At 72.4% G+C, this 23,848-nt stretch carries 16 protein-coding genes and 1 pseudogene; 11 read left to right on the plus strand and 6 right to left on the minus strand.

Annotated elements, in window-relative coordinates; translation table 11 throughout:
* Positions 1-524 precede the first annotated feature (524 nt).
* The gene (locus tag ACFWNV_RS08100; RefSeq protein WP_383942295.1) at positions 525-1,118 is read left to right on the plus strand and encodes a winged helix-turn-helix domain-containing protein; all 594 of its coding nucleotides are present in this window, start codon (positions 525-527) and stop codon (positions 1,116-1,118) included.
* Positions 1,119-1,308: 190 nt separating this feature from the next.
* Positions 1,309-3,099, plus strand: coding sequence for a serine/threonine-protein kinase (locus tag ACFWNV_RS08105; RefSeq protein ID WP_383942298.1), 1,791 nt, complete (start codon positions 1,309-1,311; stop codon positions 3,097-3,099).
* A gap of 46 nt (positions 3,100-3,145) precedes the next feature.
* Here ACFWNV_RS08105 and ACFWNV_RS08110 read toward each other — a convergent pair whose 3' ends face one another.
* Together ACFWNV_RS08110 and ACFWNV_RS08115 are read right to left on the minus strand one after the other, a co-directional pair.
* Positions 3,146-4,645 carry a PepSY-associated TM helix domain-containing protein gene (locus ACFWNV_RS08110; RefSeq protein WP_383942300.1) on the minus strand — a complete coding sequence of 500 codons (1,500 nt, stop codon included), beginning with the start codon at positions 4,643-4,645 and terminating at the stop codon, positions 3,146-3,148.
* Positions 4,646-4,807: 162 nt separating this feature from the next.
* A complete protein-coding gene (locus ACFWNV_RS08115) occupies positions 4,808-5,593 on the minus strand; it encodes a hypothetical protein (RefSeq protein WP_383942303.1) in 786 nt (261 codons plus the stop codon).
* Between the two features lie 66 nt (positions 5,594-5,659).
* On the opposite strand from ACFWNV_RS08115, the gene ACFWNV_RS08120 reads away from it, so the two are divergent.
* The 7 genes from ACFWNV_RS08120 to ACFWNV_RS08150 all read left to right on the plus strand — a co-directional run bounded on the left by ACFWNV_RS08120 (position 5,660) and on the right by ACFWNV_RS08150 (position 12,621).
* On the plus strand, positions 5,660-6,310 hold the full coding sequence (locus tag ACFWNV_RS08120; RefSeq protein WP_383942306.1) for a rhomboid-like protein: 651 nt from the start codon (positions 5,660-5,662) through the stop codon (positions 6,308-6,310).
* A 49-nt stretch (positions 6,311-6,359) separates the two neighbouring features.
* Positions 6,360-7,175, plus strand: a complete 816-nt coding sequence (locus ACFWNV_RS08125) for a tyrosine-protein phosphatase (protein ID WP_383942309.1) — start codon at positions 6,360-6,362, stop codon at positions 7,173-7,175.
* Positions 7,176-7,250: 75 nt separating this feature from the next.
* Positions 7,251-9,179, plus strand: coding sequence for a hypothetical protein (locus ACFWNV_RS08130; RefSeq protein ID WP_383942312.1), 1,929 nt, complete (start codon positions 7,251-7,253; stop codon positions 9,177-9,179).
* A 78-nt stretch (positions 9,180-9,257) separates the two neighbouring features.
* Complete coding sequence (locus ACFWNV_RS08135) at positions 9,258-10,208, plus strand: metal-dependent hydrolase (protein WP_383942315.1); 951 nt, start codon at positions 9,258-9,260, stop codon at positions 10,206-10,208.
* Positions 10,205-11,257 carry a PDR/VanB family oxidoreductase gene (locus tag ACFWNV_RS08140; RefSeq protein ID WP_383942318.1) on the plus strand — a complete coding sequence of 351 codons (1,053 nt, stop codon included), beginning with the start codon at positions 10,205-10,207 and terminating at the stop codon, positions 11,255-11,257. Before ACFWNV_RS08135 ends, ACFWNV_RS08140 begins: the two co-directional genes overlap by 4 nt.
* A 35-nt stretch (positions 11,258-11,292) precedes the next feature.
* Positions 11,293-12,036, plus strand: coding sequence for a TetR/AcrR family transcriptional regulator (locus ACFWNV_RS08145; protein WP_383942321.1), 744 nt, complete (start codon positions 11,293-11,295; stop codon positions 12,034-12,036).
* Positions 12,037-12,075: 39 nt separating this feature from the next.
* A complete protein-coding gene (locus tag ACFWNV_RS08150) occupies positions 12,076-12,621 on the plus strand; it encodes a GNAT family N-acetyltransferase (protein WP_383942324.1) in 546 nt (181 codons plus the stop codon).
* Between the two features lie 32 nt (positions 12,622-12,653).
* Here ACFWNV_RS08150 and pulA read toward each other — a convergent pair whose 3' ends face one another.
* The gene (gene pulA / locus ACFWNV_RS08155; protein ID WP_383942327.1) at positions 12,654-18,035 is read right to left on the minus strand and encodes a pullulanase-type alpha-1,6-glucosidase; all 5,382 of its coding nucleotides are present in this window, start codon (positions 18,033-18,035) and stop codon (positions 12,654-12,656) included.
* A 41-nt stretch (positions 18,036-18,076) separates the two neighbouring features.
* On the minus strand, positions 18,077-19,867 hold the full coding sequence (locus ACFWNV_RS08160) for a carbohydrate-binding module family 20 domain-containing protein (protein ID WP_383942329.1): 1,791 nt from the start codon (positions 19,865-19,867) through the stop codon (positions 18,077-18,079).
* 380 nt (positions 19,868-20,247) lie between these two features.
* Here ACFWNV_RS08160 and ACFWNV_RS08165 point away from each other — a divergent pair, with 380 nt between their 5' ends.
* Entirely contained in the window at positions 20,248-21,900 is a 1,653-nt protein-coding gene (locus tag ACFWNV_RS08165) for a phosphodiester glycosidase family protein (protein ID WP_383942332.1), read from the plus strand.
* 48 nt (positions 21,901-21,948) lie between these two features.
* Positions 21,949-22,509 (plus strand): annotated as a pseudogene (locus tag ACFWNV_RS08170) (HAD family hydrolase); the annotation flags it as partial.
* 28 nt (positions 22,510-22,537) lie between these two features.
* On the opposite strand, the gene ACFWNV_RS08175 reads toward ACFWNV_RS08170, so the two are convergent.
* Both ACFWNV_RS08175 and ACFWNV_RS08180 read right to left on the minus strand, forming a co-directional pair.
* A complete protein-coding gene (locus ACFWNV_RS08175; RefSeq protein ID WP_383942335.1) occupies positions 22,538-22,852 on the minus strand; it encodes a 4a-hydroxytetrahydrobiopterin dehydratase in 315 nt (104 codons plus the stop codon).
* A gap of 1 nt (position 22,853) precedes the next feature.
* Complete coding sequence (locus tag ACFWNV_RS08180) at positions 22,854-23,576, minus strand: Twin-arginine translocation pathway signal (protein ID WP_383942338.1); 723 nt, start codon at positions 23,574-23,576, stop codon at positions 22,854-22,856.
* Positions 23,577-23,848 lie beyond the last annotated feature (272 nt).

Consider the following 23,848-nt stretch of genomic DNA (forward strand, 5'->3'; position numbering starts at 1 on the left):
GGATCGACTGGTACAACTACCACCGACCCCACACCGGCATCCAAGGCCAAACACCCGCCAGCCGCGTCACCAACCTGCCCGGACAACACACCTAGGGCCTGGGACGGATTCGCTCACCATGCGATACGGGGCGACCGGATTGGAGTGGCGCAGGCCACTGGGTGGGTGACGGATTGTCGGGATTGCAATGGTCCGTTCACGCCATGATCACGGAATATGGGATTCCGCTCCATAGAATGAGACGGGGTCTGCCCCGGCGCCCCTGTATCTGCTTGAATGGAGCCATGGCCAGCCACCCGCACTACTCGACGACAGGTCGCAGCGACCTCGAGCCGTTCTGGCCGTCCCGTCAGGATCACGATTTCGACCGGGTGTGTTGCCGCGCGAAGAACGCGCCGGCCCTCTAAAGCCTCCGGGACCTCGAACCGACCTCCCCCAGGCCTTCGGTCTGCGCGGTACGACACAAGACGACGCCTTTACGTACGTCTCCTGCCGACTACTCCGCGTGAAAGAGCTGACCACTCATGGCGAACACCCGTTCCTTCGCTTCTGCCGCCTCCGCTGCGACCTCTCCCCTGACCTACCCGAGCTTCCCGCCCAGTCCGCGGCACCGCCTGCGCGCCGTGGACCGTGACGAGGTGGCTCGCGTCGTGGACTTCCTGCCGCCGGGCGCCACCTGGCTGCCCGCCCCCGCGCACACCCTGCCCAGCCTCCCCGGCCAGCCGCCGATGGTCGGCTACCTGGTGCTCGTACCGGCCGACCAGCAGCCGCCGATCGCCTTCTCCCCCCAGTCCGTCCCCGCCGCCCCGGTCACCGGCGCCGCGGCCGTCACCGGCGACAGCCTGGTCCGCATCGACCCCGCGCAGCGCACCGCCGAGGTGGACGGCGAGGTCCTGGACCTGACGTACCTGGAGTTCGAGCTGCTGGCCCACCTGGTCGCGCACCCGCACCGGGTGCACAGCCGCGATCAGCTGGTCACCACCGTCTGGGGCTACGGCCACGTCGGCGACGGCCGCACGGTCGACGTGCACGTCGCACGGCTGCGCCGCAAGCTGGGCGCCGCCCACCGCGGCGCGATCCAGACCGTGCGCCGGGTGGGCTACAAGTACGCCCCCTGACCGGAACGGCGTCCGGAAGGACGTCCGGACCGCCGGGACGGACCGCGCGGTGGGCCCGTACTCACGTGGGGGAGTACGGGCCCGGCCCGACGGGCCGGCGCAGCGCCGGTCCAACTCGGGCCGCCGCACAGGGGATTTCCTCGCACATACGCGCTGGTCGGGCCCGGTCCCTCACGTAGGATTTTTCTACGTGACCACCGGAACCGGCAGCGTACTTGCCCCACTTGAGCCCCAGGACCCCCGCGAGACCGCCGGCTACCGGCTCATCGCCCGGATCGGCGAGGGCGGCATGGGCACCGTCTACCTCTCGCACACGCGCGGCGGGCAACCCGTCGCACTGAAGCTGATCCGCCGGGAGTTCGGGCAGGACCCGGACTTCCGCAGCCGGTTCGAGCAGGAGGTCCGGGCCGCGCGCCGGGTGCAGGGCTACCACCTCGTCCCGGTCCTCGACCACGACACCACGGGCGCCTCGCCCTGGCTCGCCTCGGTGTTCGTACCGGGACTGTCGCTGCACGAGGCCCTGAGCGCCTACGGGCCGCTCCCGCTCCCCGCCGTCTTCCAGCTGATCGGCTGCACGGCGCGGGCCCTCGGCTCCATCCACGCCGCCGGGGTCGTGCACCGCGATCTGAAGCCCGCCAACCTGCTGCTCGGTGCGGCCGGGCCGTACGTCATCGACTTCGGGATCGCCCGGGCCGCCGACAGTACGCAGCTCACCCGCACCGGCGGGGTCATCGGCACTCCGCAGTACATGTCCCCCGAACACGCGCTGGGCGCCGAGGTCACCCCGGCGAGCGACCTGTTCGCGGCCGGCCTCATCGCGGCGGTCGCGGCCACCGGGCGGCATCCGTACGGGGAGGGCGGGGCCACGGCCCTCGGCGTGCGGATCGCCAACACCGACCGGCTGCCTCCGGACCTGAACGGCTACCCGGCGGAACTGCGGCCGCTGCTGGAGCGCTGCCTGACGGCGGACCCGGCGGAGCGGATCGGTACGGTCGAGCTCGCCGCGATGTGCGAACTGTTCGCCGGGCGACCGCTGAACGACTTCGACGGCTGGCTCCCGGAGCCGGTCGGGCAGGCGATCGCCCGCCGGGTGCGGGCCGCGCAGAATCCGCCGGTGCCGACGGTGGCGGACTCGGGCGCCGGCCCGGGCGCGGGTGCTGCCGCGGGTGCGGCGCGCGCGGGCGGTTTCGGTCCGGCCGGTACAGGCACCGGAACGTCCGGCGCCTTCGGCGGGCTGCACGCCGCCGACACGGCGTTCGCGCCGCCCCGGCCCCCGGGGCCGCCGCGGGCGAACCACCCGACGCCCGCGCCGAGTACGGCTCCGAACCCCGCTCCGGCCAAGAAGGGGTTCCGCGGCGGGCTCGTCGCCGCCGGCCTCGTCCTGGCCGTCGTCGCGGGGGCCAGCCCCGGCTGGCTGCTGGACGGGGACGACTCCAAGGACGACGCGAAGGCGCCCGCGGCCCGGCAGGAGACCCCGGCCGCGCCCGGATCACCGGCCCCGGCAGCCGAGGCCGCAACCCCGAAACCCTCCGCCTCCGCCCCGCCGAAGGCCGCGTACACGGTGGTCTTCCAGGACAAGCCCCTGATCCTGCGCTCTCCGACGCTCCTCACCCTGACCCACGTCGATCTGGATGCTCCGAAGGTCCTCCCCGAGGGGAAGATCGGTGACGACAAGGAAATGGAGTTCACCTACGACAACATCGGCAGCGGGAGCCTGAACTTCCAGACGGCCACGGGCAAGAGTCCCGGTCGCACTCCGGAGGAATGCGAGGAGGCCGTCGCCACCAACACCCTGGCCTCCAAGGTGTCGAGAGACGAGCTGAAGCAGAACAAGCTGCTCCCGAAGGGGACCGTGCTCTGCACTCTCACCACGGACGGCAACCTGGCCATGCTCCACATCACCGACGTCGTACTCGACAACGTGTCCAGCCTGCGCATGCCCGACTACGTCACCACGCTGACCCTCTGGAAGAAGGGCTGAGCGGGGGTCGGGCCGGGCCCCCTCGGAGGCCTGGCCCGACGGCCGCCTAGACCTTCGCCGTGCGCCTCGATGCCGCGAAGCCCAGCGCCAGGTCGCCCGCGAGGAACACCAGCAGGCTGATGCCCAGCATCGGTACGAACCAGCCCACGAGGGCCGCGGCCGCGGCCAGCGGCAGCAGCGCCGTCACCGGCAGCTTGCGCCAGGACCCGCGCGGCTGGGGGCGGCCGACCGAGAGCGTGCGGTCCTTGGTCGGGCGGCGCAGCCACCACATGCGGTAGCCCCAGACGACCATGGCCATCACCAGGAGCGCCAGCGCGGCCAGGGCCAGCTGGTTGGCGAGTCCGAAGGTCAGGCCCATGTGCAGGTCTATGCCGAAGCGGGTCAGCTGGGCCAGCAGCGGGTGATCGGCGAAGCGGAGTTCGTCCATGACCCGGCCGTCGGCGGGGTCCACGGCGACCGTGTCCAGGTGCACCGGCACCTGCTTGTCCTGCTCCTTGATCACGTAGCCCTTGCCCGGGGCGGGCAGGGTGATCCGCAGCGACTCGGTGACCCCGGCGGACCGGGCCGCCGCCACCGCTCCGTCGATGCCTATGACATCGACCGGCGCGACCGGGACGGGCGCCGCCGCCTGGTCACCGGCGGCCGCGCCGTGTCCGGCGTGCTCGCCGCCGGCCTCGGCGGCCGGGGCGCCGGGGAGCTTGGCGGCCACGGCCGGGGTGCCCCCGCCGAGACCGTCCTTGAGCTCCCCGATGTTCTCGCCGGCGTACCGCGACCAGGTCAGGCCGGTGGCCGAGAGGCCCACGAGGCCGAGCACGATCCAGACGCCGACGGAGCCGTGCCAGGACAGGGTCTTGCGGCGGCCGGTCGCCGTGCGGTCGGGGACGACGAGTGCGGCCCTGCGGGTACGCCTGCGGCCGATCCACAGCGCGAGCCCGCCGAGCGCGACCACCCACAGCCAGCTGGCGGCGAGTTCGCTGTAGTTCCGGCCGAGCTCCCCCAGGTGGAGGCTGGAGTGGAACTCGCTCAGCCAGGCCCGCAGCGGCAGCGCGTCACCGACCGTGGTGAGCTTCCCGCGGACCTCGGCCGTATACGGATCGACGAACACGGTGAGCGTCTCGCCCTCGGCGAGTCCCGGGCTCTCCATGATCACCCGGGTGGTGGCTTCGGCCTCCGGCGCGGGCCATACGGCCGACACCGTGCCCTGGGGCGCGGCGTTCTTGGCCGCCGCGACCTGGGCGCCGAGCGGCTGCGCGCTCGCGCCGACGCGGTCGACCGTCAGCTGGTCGGCGTAGAGGATCTTCTCGGCCTGCCAGGAGCCGGCGTAGAGCAGCCCGGTGGTGGCAGCGACGAGCAGGAGCGGGGCGATCAGCACCCCGGCGTAGAAGTGCAGGCGCAGGAGCAGGGGCCGCAGGGCGGCCCAGGTGCCGGCCGTGCGGGCGGGGGCGGATCCGGGAGTGGATCCGGGGGCGGTTCCGGGCTCGGTGCCGGTTCCGGTTTCGGGTGCGTCGGGGTCCGCTGCGCGGACGACGGCCTCGTCGAGAGACATGGGTGTCCTAGGTGTTGGCGAAGACAGGGGTGAGCGGCCCCAGGTCTCGCCTCCCCCTCGCCGGGGCCTGTCGTCAAAGTGCCGTCGTCGCCCGATGGGCGGCCTCGCGGCAGGCGGCACTTTGATGACAGGCCCCGAGAGGTGCGCCGATCGGTCGGGCGATCAGGCGCGGGCAGGACGGCCGGGGGCCGTGATACGGATCCGTCCGCGCGCGGGCGGCCCGCGCCGCTCGGCGGTGTGGGCGTGCACGGCTCCGCGCAGGGTGCGCGGCCGCCGGTACCCGGCGGGCCGGAACGCCGGTGCCTGCGGTACGGGGATCCCGCGCGTGCGGAGCAGGGCGAGGACCCGGGAGAGCGGTCGGGCGGCGAGCAGCGCCCCGGCCGCGAGGACGGCGGTGAGCCGGAAGACGGCGGCCTCGCCCCAGGCCAGCCAGAGCGCGCAGAACAGTCCGGCGAGGACGTGCGCGGCGATCATGCCGAGCCCGTCGTGAGCGTGGCCCGCGGCCATGTCACCCATGCCGGCCATGGCGCCCATGCCGTCCGCGGCGCTCATGCCGTCCATGGTGGAGTGCACGCCGTGCGCGGAGTGCACCCCGTGCGCCGCATCCGCGGCCGCACCCTCCATGCCCATGCCCATACCCATGTCCGTGTCCATGCCCATGCCCGCGCCCGCCCCGTGCCGGCCACCAACCGAGGAGGCGGAGGCGGAGAAGACGAGGTGCAGGACCGCCTGTACGGCGAGCAGTCCCGCGGTGATGGGGAGCGGTCCGCGGCGGCGTCCGGCGGAGAGCCAGGCGAGGCCTCCGGTCAGCCCGAATGCGGACAGAAGGGCCAGTGCGGGAAGGTCCGTACCGGACATGTACGAATGCCCCGCCGCACCCAGTGCGACGGCCACCGCCGCGAAGAGTGCGGCCCGCAGGGCGCGCATCGGCGCGGGGCTGTGTGACATGACCAGCGCATATTGCCACGGCCCCCCGCCTCGCCGTAGGGCACCCCCGTGGCCGATCATGGACCGATGAGCCCCCTGTCCTTGACGGTCCCGCTGAGCGCGGTGTACACGGGCACGGTCCAGCTCGGGGCGTACGCCCTGGAGCGGCTGGATCCGGCGGTGCGGGAGCGGCTGCTGCGCCGGTGCTCCACCAACACCGACAACCTGGACGCCGGCCGCTGGGAGACCCTGCCGGCCAGCGCCCTTCTCGTCGAGGAGCCGATGCCGCTGCCGTACGCCCTGCTGCTGACGGCCGTCCTCGGGTACGCCGAGTACGCCTACGGGGCCTGGTGGACGGCGGCAGCCTTCCTGTTCGGGCACGTCACGGCCACCCTGCTGGTCTACGGGGCGCTCCGCCGGACGGCCGGTCCGCGGACCCGGCGGGCGGTGGACGTGGGCACCAGTTACGGGTTCAACACCGTGCTCGGGGCGCTGACCTCGGTGCTTCCGCGCGGGCCGGTGCGCACCACCGCCCGGGCCGGTCTGCTGGCGCTCGCCGTCCGGCCGGTGCTGCGGCGGGAGCGGACCTTCACCGACGCCGGGCACCTGGTGGCCCTGGGTCTCGGACTCGGGGTTTCGCTGGCCGCCGATTACCTTTCCGGAGCGAAATCTCCGAAAATCATACGGATGACACGCGTCACCCAGCGCGCTTCATTCCGAGCCCATCCACTTCTCTGATCATTCGATTCTCTGATCATGTCTCTCTGATCACGTTGGAGCCGCCACGATGACCGTCACCACCGCCAAGACCGTCGCCAACCTCCGGGACCTCGGCGGCACCCCGCTCGCCGGGGGCCGCAGCGTCCGCCCGGGTCTGGCGCTGCGCTCCGGCCAGCTCGACCAGCTCGACCTCGACGTCGACCCGGCGGTGGCCGCTCTGGGCATCGGCACCGTCATCGACTTCCGCACCGGCGTGGAGCGCGGCCAGCACCCCGACCGGGTGCCGGCCGGCGCCCGGCTGCTCATAGCCGACGCCCTGGCCGACAAGATGGCGGCCGACAGCACGGGCGACGGCGGCCCCGGGAAGATCCCGGCCGCCCAGCTCAAGGACATCCTGTCCGACCCGGTGGTGGCGGAGGAGCACCTGGGCGGCGGCAAGGTGCAGGCCCTGTTCACCAGCCTCTACCGCTCCCTGGTCAGCTCCGCCTCCGCGCAGTCCGCGTACCGGCTGCTGCTCACCGAGCTCGCCGATCCGCAGGCCGGGCCGGTCCTCTTCCACTGCACGGCGGGCAAGGACCGCACGGGCTGGGGCGCGACCGTGGTGCTGTCGCTGCTCGGCGCCGACGACGAGACGCTGATGAGCGAGTACCTGTCGGTCAACCCGGCGGTACGGATCGCCTTCGCCCCGATGATCGAGGGCTTCACGGCGGCCGGCGGCGACCCGGACATCGCGCTGGCACTGATCGGGGTCTTCCCCTCCTACCTGGAGGCCGGCCTGGACGAGGTGAACACGCGCTACGGCTCCATGGAGAAGTACGTGCGCGAGGGCCTCGGCGTCTCCGACGAGACGGTCGAGGCGCTGCGCGCCCGCCTGATCGTCTGACCGCCCGGGCGTCCCGGCCCGAACACGCGCACTGGGACCCGGTGACCATCCGACCATTCGCTCGTTCTGCTGAACGTGACTGCGCCGGATACCGCCACCCGCCCCCTCTCCCCCGATGTCGAGCAGGCCGAGGCCGCCATCGTCGAGCACTATCCCCGGCTGGTGCGGCTGGCCTACCTGGTGCTGCCGCCCGCCCTCGGCCGCAACCGCCGGGTGCTCACCGCCCACTCGCTGGCCCAGCGCGCCCTGCCGCGCGGCCGGCGGGACGGGGCGGCCGCCGCGCAGGCGGCGGTGCAGGGCGGGGTGCCGGGGCAGCGGGGCGGGGCGGGTCCCGAGTCCGGGTACGCGTACGTACGGCTGCGCGTGCTGCGGTCCGCGCTGGAGGCGGGGATCCCGCTGACGTTCCGCGCGATGCCCCGGCGGGCGCAACTGCCGCCGGTGCTCCCCCAGGTGTGGGGGCTGCGGCTGTTCCCGCGCTCGGGCGGGGCCGAGGAGCTGGCGCTCGACCAGTGGCTGGCCACCCTCGACGGGCCGGGGCGGGCCGCGTGCGTCCTGCGGGCGCTGGAGCGGCTGCCCGAGCCGGAGGTGCTGCGGGTGCTGGCCGAGGCGGGGGTGGTCAATCCGGCCGCCGCCGTCGCGGAGTCCGGTGACCCCTCGACCGACGAGCTGTTCGCCTCCCCCGAGTTCGACCCCTGCGTGCTCCAGGCCCGGCCCACCGACCTGCTGCGCCGCCGCCGGCTCGTGCGGGCCGGGATCGCCGCCGGGATCGCGCTGGCCGTGTGCGGGGTACTGCTGTCGCTGCCCGGCGGCGGGTGGGGGGCCGACGGGGCCGCGGCCCCGCTCTACGCGAAGAACGCGGCGGCGGAGCAGGCCCTGGACCCCGGGCAGCTGCTCCGGGTCGCGCCCACGGTCTGGCGTACGGCCTCCCGTACCGACTACTCCGGCTGGCCCGCGCGCGGCGACCGCGTCGACGATGCCGCGCTGCTGCGGCGGGCGCTGGCCGTGTGGGCCCGGCCGGGCCGCTCGGTCGTGGTCTCGGCCACCCCGGGCACCCCGTCCGGGCCCCCGATGGGACCGCCGCAGCTGCTGTTCGCCGGGAACGTCGACCAGGCCGTCGTGGTCCTGCTGTACGACGGCCTGCGCGTGGTGCGGTACGCCGAGCCGCGCTCCGGCACCGAGATCGCCGCCCTCGACTTCGCCCGGACCGACGGGGCCTCGGCGGACACGGCGGCGGCCCTGGTGCTCAGCCGGGTCGACGGCAACGTCCGCTATCTGACGGCTCCTTGGGTGACGGCCACGACGCAGCGGGACCTGCTGAAGCCGGGGGACGCCCCGACCGGACTGGAGCTGACGGCGGACGGGATCACCGCGCCGGTGCCGAGCCCCGCCCCGGAGGGGACCTGTACGAGCTGGAGCGCCCTGGCCGTGACCGGTGACGGCGCGACCCGGCTGATCACCGACCTGGGCGAGCTGACACCGGCCCGGCTGACCTCGGGGGCGCCGGGCGCCGAGCGGAACGTGACGGAGGGCGCGGAGCTGGGCGACTGGTCGCGGATCGCGTGCCTGCTGCCTTCGGTGCGCTCGCACGGGGTCCGCACGGTCAACGCGTGGACGTACGCGAAGCAGCCGCTGCCCGAGGGCGACGGCACGGCGACCTGGCTGTGCACCCGGGCGGAGACCTGGCAGGGCACGGCGGACCGGGTGCAGGCGCAGTTCCTGGCCCCGGGCGCGCCGCTGGCGGCGCAGGCGGCGAAGGCGGAGGGCTCACCGGCGTGCGGGCCGCGGGAGCCGCGGGTGCTGGCCGGGGTGCTGTGGAAGTCGAAGGCCGGGCAGTGGTACGTCCTGGCGGCGGGCAGTGCGCAGTTCGCCTCGCTGACCGTGGGCGGCGGCCAGGTGAGCGGGGTCGCGGTGGGCAACCGGCTGGCGGTGAAGGCTCCGGCGGGCGCGCAGGTGGAACTGACGGGCAAGCTCACGGACGGTTCGAAGGCGGGAGTGCTGCGGTAGTCGCGGACCGGCCCGGGGGCGGCAGGAAGTGGTGGTAGAGGGGTTTCCCTCCCCTCTACCCATCAGTACATTGACGCCATGTCTAATACGCCGCCCGCGTCGCCCGCCCCCGTGGCGTCCGAACACATAGAGCTGAAGGCCCGCAACGTGTCCTTCTCCTGGGAGGACACCCCGCTCCACTGGCTGCCCGGCGACCCCTTCGCCAACCACACGATCAACGTGCTGCACCTGCTGCTCCCGGCGGGCGAGCGCTGGTTCGTGCACGTCTACAAGCAGGTGCTCCCGTACATCACGGACGAGCAACTGCGCGAGGACGTGGTCGGGTTCATCGGCCAGGAGGCCATGCACGCGAGCGCGCACGACGACGTGCTTCCCCACCTCAAGCGGCTGGGCCTGGATCCGACGCCCTACACGGCGCAGATCGACTGGCTCTTCGAGAAGATGCTCGGAGACCGGACGCTGCCGCCGGGCGCGCCCCGCAAGTGGTGGCTGATGGAGCGGGTGGCGATGATCGCCGCGATCGAGCACTACACGGCCTTCCTGGGCAACTGGGTGCTCAACGCCGAGGAGTTGGACCGGCGCGGCGCGGACCCGGTGATGCTGGACCTGCTGCGCTGGCACGGTGCGGAGGAGGTCGAGCACCGGTCGGTGGCCTTCGACCTGTTCATGCACCTCGACGGCGGCTACCGCCGCCGGGCGCGCACCTGGGCCACGGCCTTCACGGCGCTGGTCTTCCTGTGGCAGCGCGGATCGCGCTACTTCATGGAGCACGACCCCGGGCTCCCGCCCGGGTCCAGGGCCTCGGTGGGGCAGTTCTACCGCTCGGGCCGCAAGGGGACCCTGCCGTCCACGGGCGCGATGCTGAAGTCGATACCCACGTACCTCGCGCGCAGCTACCACCCCTCGCAGGAGGGCTCGACGGCCCAGGCCGTGGCCTACCTGGCCTCCTCCCCGGGGGCCAACGGGGGTCTCCACGGCGGCTCCCAGGGCGGTCTCCAGGGCGGCGCGAACGGCGGTGCCCCCGCATGAGGCGCGCCCTCGCGGTGACCGCGCTGGCGGGCGCCGCATGGCTGGCGAAGCGCGCGATCGGCCGGCGCATCGACTCCGGGTCGCCCCTCTGGCCGCTGCCCGCGCTGGAGAACCCGGTCTCCGGGTATTCGCCGCGCCGGTGGATCCCGGCGCTGATCGTCTCCCGTACGGAGCCTGCGGACGGGGTGCTGTCCCTCACCCTGGAATCGGCGGAGCTCCCCGAGTGGGCCCCGGGCGCGCACCTGGACGTGCAGCTCCCGTCGGGACTGGTGCGCCAGTACTCCCTGTGCGGCGACCCCGCCGACCGGGGCCGCTACACGATCGCGGTCCGGCTCGTGGAGGACGGCCGCGGCGGCTCGCGCGAGGCGCACGCCCAGCTGGTGGAGGGTGCGGAACTCCCGGTCCGCCCGCCCCGCAACCGCTTCCCCCTGGTCCCGGCCCCGTCCTACGCCTTCGTCGCGGGCGGGATCGGCATCACCCCGGTCCTCCCGATGCTCCGGGCGGCCACCGCGGCGGGCGCGGACTGGACCCTCCTCTACGGGGGCCGCTCGCGGGCCTCGATGCCGTTCCTGGAGGAACTCGCGCGGTACGGGGACCGGGTCACGGTCGTCCCCGAGGACGAGGCGGGCCTCCCCGACCTGGGCGCGCTCGGCGCCTCGCTCGGCCCGGACACCGCGGTCTACTGTTGCGGCCCGGCCCCGCTGATGGCGGCGGTCGAGGCGGCGGCGCCGGCGGGCACCCCGGTCCACCTGGAGCGGTTCGCCCCGGCGGTCGCGGGCGGGGACGCGAAGCCCTTCACGGTGGAACTGCGCCGCTCGGGGCGGGTCGTGGAGGTGGCGGCGACGGAATCCGCCCTGACCGCCGTCCGCAGGGAGCTCCCCAGTACCCCGTACTCCTGCGAGCAGGGCTTCTGCGGCACCTGCCAACACCGGGTGCTGTCGGGGGACATCGACCACCGCGACACCCTGCTCACCGACGGCGAACGCGAGGACTCCATGCTCCTGTGCGTCTCCCGCGCGGCCTCGGACCGACTGGTCCTGGACCTGTAGGGGGCCCCTGCGGAGGTGCGCAGTAGGGTGGCCGCATGACAACCGGGGTGCGGCGCAGGATGGGTGTCGAGGAGCGGCGGCAGCAGCTGATCGGGGTGGCGCTGGAGCTGTTCAGCCACCGGTCGCCCGACGATGTGTCCATCGACGAGATCGCGGCGGCCGCGGGCATATCGCGGCCGCTGGTCTACCACTACTTTCCCGGCAAGCTGAGCCTCTACGAGGCTGCGCTGCGGCGGGCGGCCGACGAGCTCGCGCTGCGGTTCGTGGAGCCCAGGGAGGGGCCGCTCGGGGCCCGGCTGCTCCGGGTCATGGGGCGGTTCTTCGCCTTCGTCGACGACCACGGGCCCGGTTTCTCGGCGCTGATGCGGGGCGGTCCGGCGGTCGGCAGCAGCCGGGCCAACGCGATGATCGACGAGGTGCGCCAGGCGGCGTACGAGCAGATCCTCGCGCACCTGGGCGTCGACCGTGAGGCTCCGCCCGCCCGGCTGGAACTGGTGGTGCGCTCCTGGGTGTCGCTGGCCGAGTCGACGGCGCTGATCTGGCTGGACGGCCGGCGGATCCCGCGCGCCGAGCTGGAGTTGCAGCTGGTGCACGATTTCGCGGCGCTGGCCGCGGTGAGCGCCGCCTACGACGCGGAGATGGCGGGCATCCTCGTACGGATCCTCGTGGACGAGCCGGCGGACGGGCCGTTCGGGGAACTGGTGGGGCGGCTGGTGGCCCTCGTCCCCGCGGAGCGCGGCTCCACGGGATCCGTTCCCCCGGTGCCCGGTCCGCGTTGATCAGCTTCTCTTGATCGAATAGCGCGCAATAATGCCCGCGTGATCATTGACGACGGGATCGTGTTCCGGCAGGCCGAGGAGAAGGACGCCGGCACGCTGGTGGCGCTGTACGACCAGGCCGCGCACTGGATGGCCGCCCACGGGATCGAGCAGTGGAAGCCCGGCGAGAAGGATCCCGCGCACTTCTGGAAGATCATGCGCGAGGGCGAGGTGTGGATCGCCTCCGACGGCAACGGGCACGCCGTCGGGGCGTACGAGCTGTGGTGGTCCGACGAGGAGGCCTGGGGCATCCAGCCGCCCGTGGCCGGCTACGTGCACCGGCTCATGGTCGAACGCCAGGCCGCGCCCGCCGGGGCCGGCCGGCGGCTGCTCGAACACTTCGAGCGGCGCATCGCCAGGACCGGCCGCGAACGGGCGCGGCTGGACTGCGTCTCCACCAACCCCCGGCTGGTCGCGTACTACCAGTCCGCGGGCTACCGGGTGGTCGGGGAGTTCCCCTACAAGGAGGGCAAGGACGGGCGGGTGTACGGGGTGATCCTGCTGGAGAAGCGGCTGGACCGGCTCACCCTGGTCAACCCGGCCTGACCCGCCCCTCCTTCACCTGCCCGGCGTGGCGGTCACCGCCGCTTGAAGACGGCCGTGGTGCGGGCCGGGACGGCGAACTCCCCCTTCGCCGGGTCGTAGGCCGCCTGCCGGACCACCGGGTCCGCGCCCGAGGACTGGAGCGGGTGCAGGGCGTAGGCCGTGCCCGCGAGGGCCGGGACCCGCTGGGTCAGGGCCGTGGGGGTGGCGTTGAAGACCACCACCAGGTCGCCCAGGGTCATCGTGATCACGCCCGGGGTCTCCTCGGGCCCCGAGAGGGGGAAGGCCAGCTTCGCCTGGACCGCCTCGGCGGTGGTGAGGGCGAAGGCCGGCTCCGTCGTACGGATCCTCAGCAGGTCCCGGTACGCGGACGAGGCTCCGCCGATCTCCGCGCAGCCGGGTGCGGGCGCGGTCAGCAGGGGCTTCGCGTAGGGCCACTTCGCGCGGTTGTCGGCCGCCGGGGGCAGGCCGCGGCCGAAGCCGTTGCCGTCCTCGCAGTCCCAGTGGACGGCGTTGAACCAGTCCCCGCTGTCGAAGGAGTTGCGGTCCAGGGACTTGGAGCGGAGCAGGTCGGTGCCCGCCTGGGAGAGGGCCGGGCCCTGCGAGAGGGCGGCGACGGACATCGCCAGGACCTGGGCGCGGGACCGCTCGGCGGCCGGGGTGCCCTCGGGGAGCTTGAAGGCCAGGGCGTCGAAGAGGGTCTCGTTGTCGTGGGCGTCGACGTACGCGAGCGCGTCGCCGGGGGCCGCCGCGTAGCCGGCCGGGGCTCCGTTGTAGTCCACCTCGGAGCCCTTGACGGCGCGTCCGGCGGAGTCCGTGAAGGCGTATCCGGCGAGGTTGCCGGTCAGCCCGACCTTGATCAGGTCCTGGTCGTGGAGGAGCCGGGCGCGCTGCTGTTCCGGAGTGCCGTTCGCCGGGGCGGCGTTGGGGGCGGTGAACAGGCCGGAGGCGAAGCCCTGGACGCGCGGGTCCTCGTCGAAGGGGCCGCCGCCGCGGACGGCGTCGCGGGCCCGGTCGGAGAAGGTGGCGATGCCGGTGCCGGCCATGTTCGCCTGCGTGGCCTGCACGAAGCGGGCGTCGTTGGCGACCTCGCCGAAGTTCCAGCCCTCCCCGTAGAGGACGATCTTCTTCCCGTCGACCCCGTCCTTCTGCGGCGTCAGCGCGTCGAGGGCGGCGCGCACGGCCAGGATGTTGGCCTTCGGGTGGTGACCCATGAGGTCGAAGCGGAAGCCGTCGACCTTGTACTGCCTGGCCCAGGTGACCACCGAGTCCACGACGAGGCGGCCCATCATGGCGTTCTCGGGGGCCGTGTTGGCGCAGCAGGTGGAGGTGGCGACGGAGCCGTCGGCCAGCAGCCGCTGGTAGTAGCCGGGGACGATGCGGTCGAGCACCGACTTGTCGGACTGGCCGGCGGCGACCGTGTGGTTGTAGACCACGTCCATGACCGTGCGCAGGCCCGCGCCGTTCAGGGACTGCACCATGCGGCGGAACTCCACCGTGCGGGCCGTGCCGTTCGGGTCGCTCGCGTACGAGCCCTCGGGGACCGTGTAGTGCAGCGGGTCGTAGCCCCAGTTGTAGGCGTCCTTCGCGGCCGCGGCGGCCACGCAGGCCTGCTGCTCCTCGGAGTCGGGGGCGTAGACCTTCAGGTCGCAGGCGGGCTCGGTACGGTCCCCGGGCTTCTCCGGGATGGTGCCGATGTCGAAGGCGGGCAGCAGGTGGACGTACGAGGTCCCGGCGGCGGCCAGGTCGCGCAGGTGGCGCATGCCCGCCGAGGCGGTGTCCGTGAAGGCCAGGTACTGGCCGGGGTGGGTGGTGGTGCGGTCGGCGACGGAGAAGTCGCGGACGTGCAGCTCCTGGATCTGCGCGGAGGTGAAGGGGACGGGCGCGGGCTTCTTCAGCTCGCGCCAGCCGGGCGGGGCGAGCTTCGGATCGGCGAGGTCCACGGCCAGGCTGTACGCGGAGTCCGTGGTCAGGGCGGTGGAGTACGGGTCGGTGACCAGGTTGCGGACCACCTGGCCGGTGCTCGGGGCCCAGACGGTGACGGCGTACCGGTAGCGCTTGCCGGCCCAGTCGCGGTCCCCGCGCACCGACCAGACGCCGGTGGTGTCGTCGCGGCGCATGGGGACGGTGCGGCCGCCGTCGAGTTCGAGGGCGACCTGCCGGGCGGTCGGGGCCCACACGGAGAGGGTGGGGCGGCCGTCCTTGAAGACGGGGCCGAGGGCGGTCTTCTCCGCGCCGGTCGCGTAGAGGTCGTCGAGGACCCCGGCGAGCTGCACCCCGGTGGCGGCGAGGACGGCGCCGTTGGCGGCGCGGGCACTGGCGACGAGCTGGCCGCGCAGGGCTTCGCGGACGCGGTCCCGGTCGCGCGGGTCGATCGTGTAGGCGGCGTACGCGGCCAGGTGCGGGTACTTCTGCTTCTGCGCGGCGCTCAGCTCGGTCTTCGCCAGCCGGAGCCACTGGGCCCGGCCGGTCAGGGTGCCGTTCTCGGTCTTGACGGCGCCGTCGCGGGAGGCGAGGAGCTGGAGGGAGGCGGCGGCGGGCGGGGCGTTCCAGGCGACCGTGTCGCGGTCGATCCAGACGGCCTGGGCCTTGGTGAGGTCCAGGGCGGCGGCGCTGCCGGCGGGCTGCGGGAGGAGGTACTTCTCCTTGCCGCCCAGCATCCACACCTCGTGCCCGGTGCTCTTCAGGTCGAGGGACTGGTCGGACGGGAGGTCCTTCTCGTCGCCCTTGTGGAGGATGTAGCTGAGGCTGGTGGCTCCGGCGGCGAGGGGGACCTCGTAGACGGCGCCGTAGGAGTCGGTGCGGGCGGGGAGGACCGGCTTGGACCAGTCGGTGGGGGTCGCCGCCCCGGTCCAGACGTGCAGGCCCCAGCCCTCGTAGGCGCCGTCGGGGCGCTGGTAGTGCAGGACGGCCTTCGCCGTGTCCTGCGGCGGGTAGGCGGGGCGTTCGGTGCGGGCGGGCTCCTTGCCCTGCTCCAGCCAGATCTCGCCGGTCTTCGTCACGTCGATGGTGCGGTCGGCGGCGACGTCCTTGGTGCCGTCCTTGTCGATGACGAGGTAGCCGACGCTGCTCGCCCCGGGCTTCAGCCTGACGTAGGCGAAGGCTCCGTAGGCGTCGCGGCCGGTGAACTCGTGGCCGGCGGGCCAGGGAGTGGTCTCGCCTTCCGCCAGGTCGCCCCAGGCGAACAGGCGCCAGTTCGTGTAGTCGCCGTCGGGGCGGTTGTAGTGGACGACCGCGTAGTCGCGCTGGGTGGCGGTGGGGACCTCGGCGGGCGGGGTCTGCCCGGTGGCCGACGCGGCGAGGGCGCTCGCGGTGCGGCCCGCGGAGTCGACGGCCACGGCCTTGTAGCGCAGCGGGGTGCCGGCGGCGGTGGCCGGGTCGATGAACTGGGTGACCTTGTACGGGGCGTGGTCGGCGGAGCCGAGGACCTGCCAGGGGCCGGTGCCGGTCTGGGCTGCGAAGACGACCCGGCTCAGGGGGTCGCCGGTGACCTCGGCGGAGAGCTCCACGGTGCCGGTGGCGCCGGGGGCCGGGGCCTTGAGGGTGAGGGCGGGCTTGGTGGTGGGCTTGGCGGCGGGGGTGGTGGCCCGGAGGACCACGGTGCCGAGGGCCGGGAGGGTGACGGTGAGCTTGCCGGCCGCGGAGGAGCGGATGAGGGTGGCCGTGCCGCCGTAGAGGGCGGCGTACTGGACGCCTGCCGGGGCGTCGAGGTCGATGGTGCGGGGCTCGGTGGCGTTGTTGGCCGCGACCAGGTACTCGGTGCGGGTGCGGGTGTCGGTGCGGGCGAAGGCGTAGGCCGAGCCGTCGGAGAAACGTTCGCTCTGGACGCCGTCGCGGAGGGCCGGGTGAGCCTTCGTCAGCTTTGCGAGAGCACTGATCTGCTTGTAGAGCGGGTGCTCCGGATCGTAAGCATCGCTCGCATGCGTGCGCACCGTTCCGAGCTGGTCGTCGTCCAGGTAGTCGGCCGCGCGGGAGGCGAAGAGGGGCTGGCGGGCGTCCTTGTCCCCGCCCGCGCCGGTGAAGCCCTGCTCGTCGCCGGAGTAGATCACCGGGTTGCCCCGGGAGAGGAACATCAGCTCGTTGGCCAGCCGGTACCGGTCCAGCAGCTCCTGCTCCCCCGCCCCCGGCCGGTCCTGCTTCAGGAAAGTCCCGAAGCGGCCCATGTCGTGGTTGCCGAGGAAGGTGACCTGCTCGTAGGCGTTCGCCTTGTCGGTGGTGTACCGGTAGTCGTCACCGAAGACGGAGGCCAGCCGCCCGGCTCCCGCGCCCTGGGCGGCGTACGAGCGGATCGCCTCCTGGAGCGGGAAGTCGAGGGTGGCGTCCAGCCGGCCGCGGGTGACGTACGGGGAGGTGATCGCGGTGTCGGCGGAGTAGACCTCGCCGAACATGAAGAAGTCCTTGCGGCCGTGCCGGGCGGCGTACGCGTCGAGGGCGGTGGCCCACTGGGTCCAGAAGCCGGTGTCGACGTGCTTGACGGTGTCGATGCGGAAGCCGTCGACGTCGAACTCCTCGACCCACTTCTCGTAGATCTTCTCCATCCCCTCCACGACCTCGGGACGCTCGGTCCACAGGTCGTCGAGGCCGAAGAAGTCGCCCTGGTCGGAGGATTCCCCGGCGAAGGTGGAGTCGCCCCGGTTGTGGTACATCGTCGGATCGTTGAGCCAGGCCGGGACCTTGACGTTCTTCTTCGCCGCGGGCACGAAGGGGGTGCGGGGGAAGGAGTCGCCGTCGGTCTTGGGGAACTTCCCCTTCCCGCCCGCGTAGTCCGAGTCCTCGAACGGCTCCCCGTCCTTGGTCAGGTAGGGGAAGGCACCCTTCGACAGGTACCCGTAGGAGGCCTCCCGATAGTCGACGACGTCGGCGGTGTGGTTGGTGATGACGTCGAAGAAGACCTTCATCCCCTTCCCGTGCGCCTTGTCGATCAGCCGCTCCAGATCGGCGTTGGTCCCGAAGTGCGGGTCGACCTGGGTGAAGTCGGTGATCCAGTAGCCGTGGTAACCGGCCGAGACGTCCTTGCCCGTCCCCTGCACCGGCTGGTTCTTGAAGATCGGCGCCATCCAGATGGCCGTGGTGCCGAGCCCCTTGATGTAGTCCAGCCGGTCGGTGATCCCCTTGAGGTCCCCGCCCTGGTAGAAGCCCTTGTCCGTCGGGTCCAGCCCGGTCTCCAGGCGGGAACCGGTCAGTCCGCCGCGGTCGTTGCGCGGGTCGCCGTTCGCGAACCGGTCCGGGAGCACGAAGTAGAACTGCTCCCGGGTCAGGTCGTGCCGCGCGGCCTCGCCCGCCAGTCTGGCGTCCGAGGGCGGGGCCGGTGGCGCCTTGGCGGCGTCCGCCGCGGCGGCGGGAAGGGCGGGCAGGAGCGTCACGGCCAGGGTGGCGGCGAGCACTCCCGCGGCGCCGGCGAGGGCGGGGCGTATCAAGGCGGATCTCCTCGGGTGCGGGACGGGGTGGGGCGGGAGGGTCAGTTGCGCCAGGTGTCGGTCAGCGTGACCTTGCCGTTGGCGGGGACCGTGGCGGAGCGGTTGGCTCCGCTCTCCCAGGTGACGTTCCCGGCGGCGTCCTTGCGGACGTACTTGTACGCGAAGACCGTGCCGGGCGGGAGCGTGACGTCGAGCTTCCAGACGGGGTAGGCGGCGGGGTCGAGCTTGAGCGCGGCGCCGGTGTTCCAGCTGCCGAGCTCGGCTCGGTCACCGGTGACGTAGATGTTCTGGCCGACGACGGTGGTGGCGTTCACGGCGAAGGAGGCACCGGCGGTGGCGGTGGGACCGGCCGTGGGCGTCGCGGTGGGGGTGGCGGTCGGGGTCGAGGACGGAGTCGCGGTCGGGGTCGGCGTGGAGGTGGCGCCGCAGCCGCGGGCGCCCACGTGCAGGGCGACGGCCGTCCCGGCGCCGAGGGTGGCGGTGAACCGCCCGCCGGAGTCCACGCTCACCGTGCGGCCGCTCTGCACGTCGCAGTAGTCGCCGCCCGCGAGGGAGGTCTGGAAGGTCCGGGTCAGCGCCGAGCCCTCGTGGTTGATCGCGACGTACGCCTTGCTCCCGCGGCCGAAGGCGATCTGGTCGCCCCCGTTGTCCCACCAGTCGGTGACGGCCTGGCCGCGCGCGGAGTTGCGGAAGCCGACCATGGAGGAGATCTCCCGCCAGGCGTGCTGGCACTTCCACCCGTCGGCGTAACAGGCGTTCACGGCGCCACCGTTGGGCGGTCCGGCATCCCGGTCGGTCCACTCGTAGCCGGAGTGCACGTCGGGCGAGCCGTAGGGCCACGCCAGCATGAAGACACTGGCGAGCGTGTAGGCGGAGCCGTCCTTGTAGCTGAGTGTGTCACCGCCGCGCTCGGTGTCGTGGTTGTCGACGAAGACGGCGGACTCCCCGGAGGGCATGTACCCCCAGGACTCCCCGAAGTTCTTCAGGTAGGCGAGGTTCTCGTTCTTGAAGATCCGCTTGAGGTCCCGCGCGTACCGGAATTCCTGCACGTCCCCGGTGCCGAGGTACTCGCTCGGCGAGACGGCCTCCCCGGCGCCGTGGATCGCCTCCTGCTTCCAGTAGGCGTTCGGGTTCGACATCCGGGACTTGATGTTGGCGAGGTCGGCGGCGGGCATGTGCTTGGCGGCGTCGATCCGGAAGCCGTCGACGCCCAGCGAGAGCAGGTCGTTCAGGTAGCCGGCGATCCGTCCGCGGACGTAGTCCTCGCTCGTGTCCAGGTCGGCGAGCTGCACGAGCTCGCAGTTCTGGACGTTCCCGCGGTCCCCGTAGTTCGATATCGAGGACCGGCAGTCGTCCATGTCCCCGCCGGAATAGAGGCCGGGGTAGTTGTACTTCGTGTACGAACTCCCCCCGGTCCCCACCCCATCCCCCGCCGCCATGTGGTTGATGACGGAGTCGGCGACGACCTTCACACCGGCGGCGTGACAGGCGTCGACCATGGCCTTGAAGGCGGTACGGTCACCCAGCCGCCCGGCGATCTTGTAGCTGACGGGCTGGTACGAGGTCCACCACTGGCCCCCCTGGATGTGCTCCTGCGGGGGCGACACCTGGACGTAGCCGTACCCGGCGGGCCCGAGGCTCTCCCCGCAGGCCTTGCCCACGGCATCGAACCGCCACTCGAACATGACGGCGGTGACGTCCTTCTCACCAGGGGCGGCCGCCCGGGCCTGCGGGGCGGTCCCCCCGACGACGGCCTGGGCGGCCACGGCGGTGACGGCGGATACGGACAGCAGCGCGGCGGCGGCTCTGACGGCGCGGGCACGGGTGGGCATGCGGTGTTCCTCCTGGCGGAGAGGCACAGGACCGGGTGGGGACCGGTCACGGCCGAGTCGGGGATTGCAGCGACCGTAGGTGCCCGACAGGACCGCTGCAAGACCTTGCGCAAGAGATTGCAGAATTGTTTCCGGGAGACACCTCCCACGAGAACGCCCACCGGCCCCCTCAGGGACGGCGGACAACCGGCGCGGGACGACGAAGCCGCAGTCGGGACCGCCGACTCGGCGGTCCGGCGGCCCGGCGGCCGCGGGCATCGCCCGCACCGGACCTCGACGTGATCATCCGCGGGAGGCCCGTCCGGTAGATTCCCGACAGCGCCACGAACACGGGTTCGATCGCGACTCCCCTGCCCGACAGCCTGAATCGAGCTCACCCCTTGCGCACGCCCCGCAGACTCCTGGTCTCCGCAGTCGCCCTGACCTCCCTCCTCGCCCTGTCCCCGAGCGCCGGAGCCTCGGCCGAAGACCAGAGCGCCCGCATGCCCCTCGGCCCGAGCACCCTGGAGACCAAGGCCGGCACCCCCGAGACCCTTGCGGAAGGCGTCACCTACCAGAAGTACTGGCAGGGCGAAGCAAAGGACTTCTGGTCCGTGTGGCTGGAGATACCGATAGCCGGGAAACCGTCGAGCTGGCAGGTCGGCGAGAAGAGCCACGCCGAACGCCTCGTCAAAGAACTGACGGACAAGGGATTCGCGGGCCGCGTCACCACCTTCGACGCACCCTCGACGACGGACACCCCCGAACTCAAGCCCATGGGACACACGGTCCGGGTGGGCAATTTCAAACCGGAGCAGGCGGCCGAAGCCGAACGGCTCAAGAACTGGCTGAAGGACGCGGGTTATCCGGGCCGCGTCGTCTACACGGCGGAGGACGGAAAGGACAGCTCCGGCCCCTGGGAGGTACGGGTGGTCAAGGTTGCCCCCGGCGCCGCGGTCTCCCTGGAAGCCGTCCACGGTGCCGACGTCCAGACGGCCGAGACCGTGCGCGACATGGCGAAGCTCAGCAAGGCTCTCGTCGCCGTGAACGGATCCGAGTTCGACATTTCCACGGGCCCCGGCCACCCCGGTTACAACGGGGACCCGCAGGGCCTGTACCTGCAGAACGACAACCTGCTCAGCGAGGCCAACAACGGCCGCACGGCCCTCCTCCTGGAAAGCCCGGGCGTCCACGCCCGCGTTGCCGAGATCACGACCAGGACCCAGGTGAAGGCCGCGGACGGAGCGAGCCGCGCGGTGGACGGAATCAACCGGCTGCCGGGCAGGATCCTCGGCTGCGGCGGCATCGGCGGTGACATCCGCGAACCCGACAAGGTGCCCGCACTCGCGCCGTGGCGCAACACGGTGTGCACGGACACCGACGAGGTGGTCGTCTTCCGCCCGGAGTGGGGAAGCACGACTCCCCCGCCACTCTCCGCACTGACGGACAGCATCGACGTCGTCATGGACGGCAACTGGGTCGTCCAGTCCACCCGCAGCCCCGCGGGCGGCCCGATCCCGTCGGGAAGCCGAGTACTGCAGGGCATCGGCGCAGGCGCCGCCTGGCTGCGCACACACGCACTCCCCCAGACGAAGCTCACGCCGACCACCAGCGTCCTGGACTCCGAAGGCAAGTCCGTCACCAGCCCGACGACGACGCTGTCGGCCGTGGCCGGCGGCGGGCCCGCCCTGGTGCGCAACGGCCAGGTCTTCATCAACACCACCGCGAACGGCATGACCAACGTCAAGGGCGAGCCCAACAACAACGTCGTGCAGCGCCACCCGCGCACGCTCGCCGGCGTGACGGCCGCGGGGGAAGTACTCCTCGTGACCATCGACGGCCGCCGCCCCGAGACCAGCGTGGGCGTCACCCTCCACGAAGCCGCCGAGGTCATGAAATGGCTCGGCGCGAAGGACGCGCTCTCACTGGGGGTCGGCGGGGACACCACCCTGATCGCCCAGGGCATCCTCTACAACAACCCGATGGACGTCTGGGGCACACAGACCCTCGAACGCAAGGTGGGCACGGCCGTGGTGATCAAGCCGACGAACTAGCCCCCCTTCGCCCCGCGAAACAGCGCCCCTCCCCCCGGCCTTCAGGCCGCGGCGATGTTCGGCGCGGTCGTGGCACAGAATCGTGACTATCGCGAGGTGTTCCAGGAGTTCCGCCCCGGCTTCGACCTCACCGAACAGCGCGAGGCCCGCGCCGCCGCCGGCCAGCCGGAACACTTCGACGAGTCCGACCTGTACCCAGACGTCCGCCCCGCGTTCGCGCAACTCCGAGCCCACGGCCTGTGGCTCGGGATCGCCGGGAACCAGACCGTCCGGGCCGGCGGCCTCCTCCGCGAGCTCTTCACGGACGACGTCGACCTGATCGGTACCTCGGACGACTGGGGCGCCAGCAAACCCGACCCCGAGTTCTTCGTCCGTGTAGCCAAGGCCGTCCCCTTCGCGGCGCACGAGATCCTCTACGTCGGCGACCGCGTCGACAACGACCTCCGCCCCGGCAAGCACGCAGGAATGCACACCGCGCTCGTCCGCCGGGGCCCGTGGGCCACCATCCAGTGGAACACCGCCGAGGCCCGGGAACTCCCGACGTTCCGCGTCGAGACCCTCGCCGACCTGTCCCCGCTGATCACCCAGTTCAACAAGCGAGCGAACTGACCACAACGCGCGCGTCGGCCATCCCGCGTCAGTCCAGCGGGAGCGCCTGGTGCGCGGCCACGATGGCGTCGATGCGGTGTGCGAGGTCGAAGTCCGCGCGGGTCAGACGGTGGCCGGCATCATGCGTGGTGATCGACGCACGCAGACTGTCGATGCGGAGGTCCAGGTCGGCATGGTGCTGGATGCGCCGGGACCGGTCCGCGATGGTCACGATCGCAGCAACGGCCGCGTGGTAGCGGATCTCGTAAGTGCGCGTGATCTCATCGCCCTTGCGCTCCCACCCCGGCAGTCCGCCCAGGTGCTCGACGATCTCCTCATCGGACAACGGCTTCGGTACGCCCATGTCAGCTCCCCTCGTTCACGGGCGCGAGGACCTCCACCAGATCCCGGCCTGCCGGGGCATCGTGCCACGGCCTCATCTCCCCCTCCAGAGCGCGCAGTTCGCGCAGCATCCGTGCCGACCGCGTCTCCGTCGCGATCTCCACAGCCACACGAGCGATCTCCAACGCCTGTTCCGGTTCCCGGGCCACAGCGGCCGCCGTGGCATGCCGGGCGAGGTACACACCGCGGTCCCTGCGAGCGGTCGCGGGAACCGCATCGAGGACTTGCGACCACAACGCCCCCACCTCCCGGCCCAGGCCAAGACGGCCGTAGCAGGTGGCCCGCTGCACCTCGAGGTAGCCCGGAGTGCGCCGACAAGCGTTACCCCACGGCAGGTCGTCGTCCACGCGGGAGATGAGCCCACCCGCAGAGTCGATCAGGCGGTCGATGGCGCTCAGGTCACCCGTGAGACTGGCACCGTGGGCCTGCTGCTGCATCGCCATGACCCGCACTCTGGGAACAACGCGGTCGCCATCGAGCACTGCCGAGCACAAGTCGATAACGCCGTACCCGTCTCCAAGGTCGGTACGCACCTGCGCGAGGTTGACGAGCGAATACCCGACAAGGTGCGGATCCCGGGCACGCGCCGCGATCTCCTGCGTTACGCCCCGCCAGAACGCAGCGGCGCCGAGGTCTCCGGCATCCTGGTAGAGCCAGCCGACGAGCGCGGCGTATGCGGCGCCCACCCGAAGAAGGCCGCGACGAGTCTCTCCCTTCGCACTGCGGACGAGCTTGTCGATGAGCTGGAACTGAGCGCTGACGGTCCCGACCAGGTCGTGTCGCCGTCTCTTCAGACGGCCACCCCGGGCTGGCGCCTTCCCAGCGCCGCCATGTCCGCGCAGACACCGCGTACGAGCGGTCATCAAGGAACCGCTGCCCATGGGTGCTTAGCGCCGCAGCAGCGGCATCCATGCTGCGCCATCCGACCCGAAGCCGGGAGCCCTAAGCGCGTCATTTC

Source organism: Streptomyces sp. NPDC058401 (genome assembly GCF_042722885.1).
GTDB lineage: Bacteria > Actinomycetota > Actinomycetes > Streptomycetales > Streptomycetaceae > Streptomyces.

Coding starts and splice junctions, on each gene's coding strand:
- ACFWNV_RS08115 (WP_383942303.1), bottom strand. CDS start 5,593: ATGTCACACAGCCCCGCGCCGATGCGCGCCCTGCGGGCCGCACTCTTC.
- ACFWNV_RS08100 (WP_383942295.1), top strand. CDS start 525: ATGGCGAACACCCGTTCCTTCGCTTCTGCCGCCTCCGCTGCGACCTCT.
- ACFWNV_RS08135 (WP_383942315.1), top strand. CDS start 9,258: ATGTCTAATACGCCGCCCGCGTCGCCCGCCCCCGTGGCGTCCGAACAC.
- ACFWNV_RS08160 (WP_383942329.1), bottom strand. CDS start 19,867: ATGCCCACCCGTGCCCGCGCCGTCAGAGCCGCCGCCGCGCTGCTGTCC.
- ACFWNV_RS08125 (WP_383942309.1), top strand. CDS start 6,360: ATGACCGTCACCACCGCCAAGACCGTCGCCAACCTCCGGGACCTCGGC.
- ACFWNV_RS08175 (WP_383942335.1), bottom strand. CDS start 22,852: ATGGGCGTACCGAAGCCGTTGTCCGATGAGGAGATCGTCGAGCACCTG.
- ACFWNV_RS08145 (WP_383942321.1), top strand. CDS start 11,293: ATGACAACCGGGGTGCGGCGCAGGATGGGTGTCGAGGAGCGGCGGCAG.
- ACFWNV_RS08140 (WP_383942318.1), top strand. CDS start 10,205: ATGAGGCGCGCCCTCGCGGTGACCGCGCTGGCGGGCGCCGCATGGCTG.
- ACFWNV_RS08120 (WP_383942306.1), top strand. CDS start 5,660: ATGAGCCCCCTGTCCTTGACGGTCCCGCTGAGCGCGGTGTACACGGGC.
- ACFWNV_RS08110 (WP_383942300.1), bottom strand. CDS start 4,645: ATGTCTCTCGACGAGGCCGTCGTCCGCGCAGCGGACCCCGACGCACCC.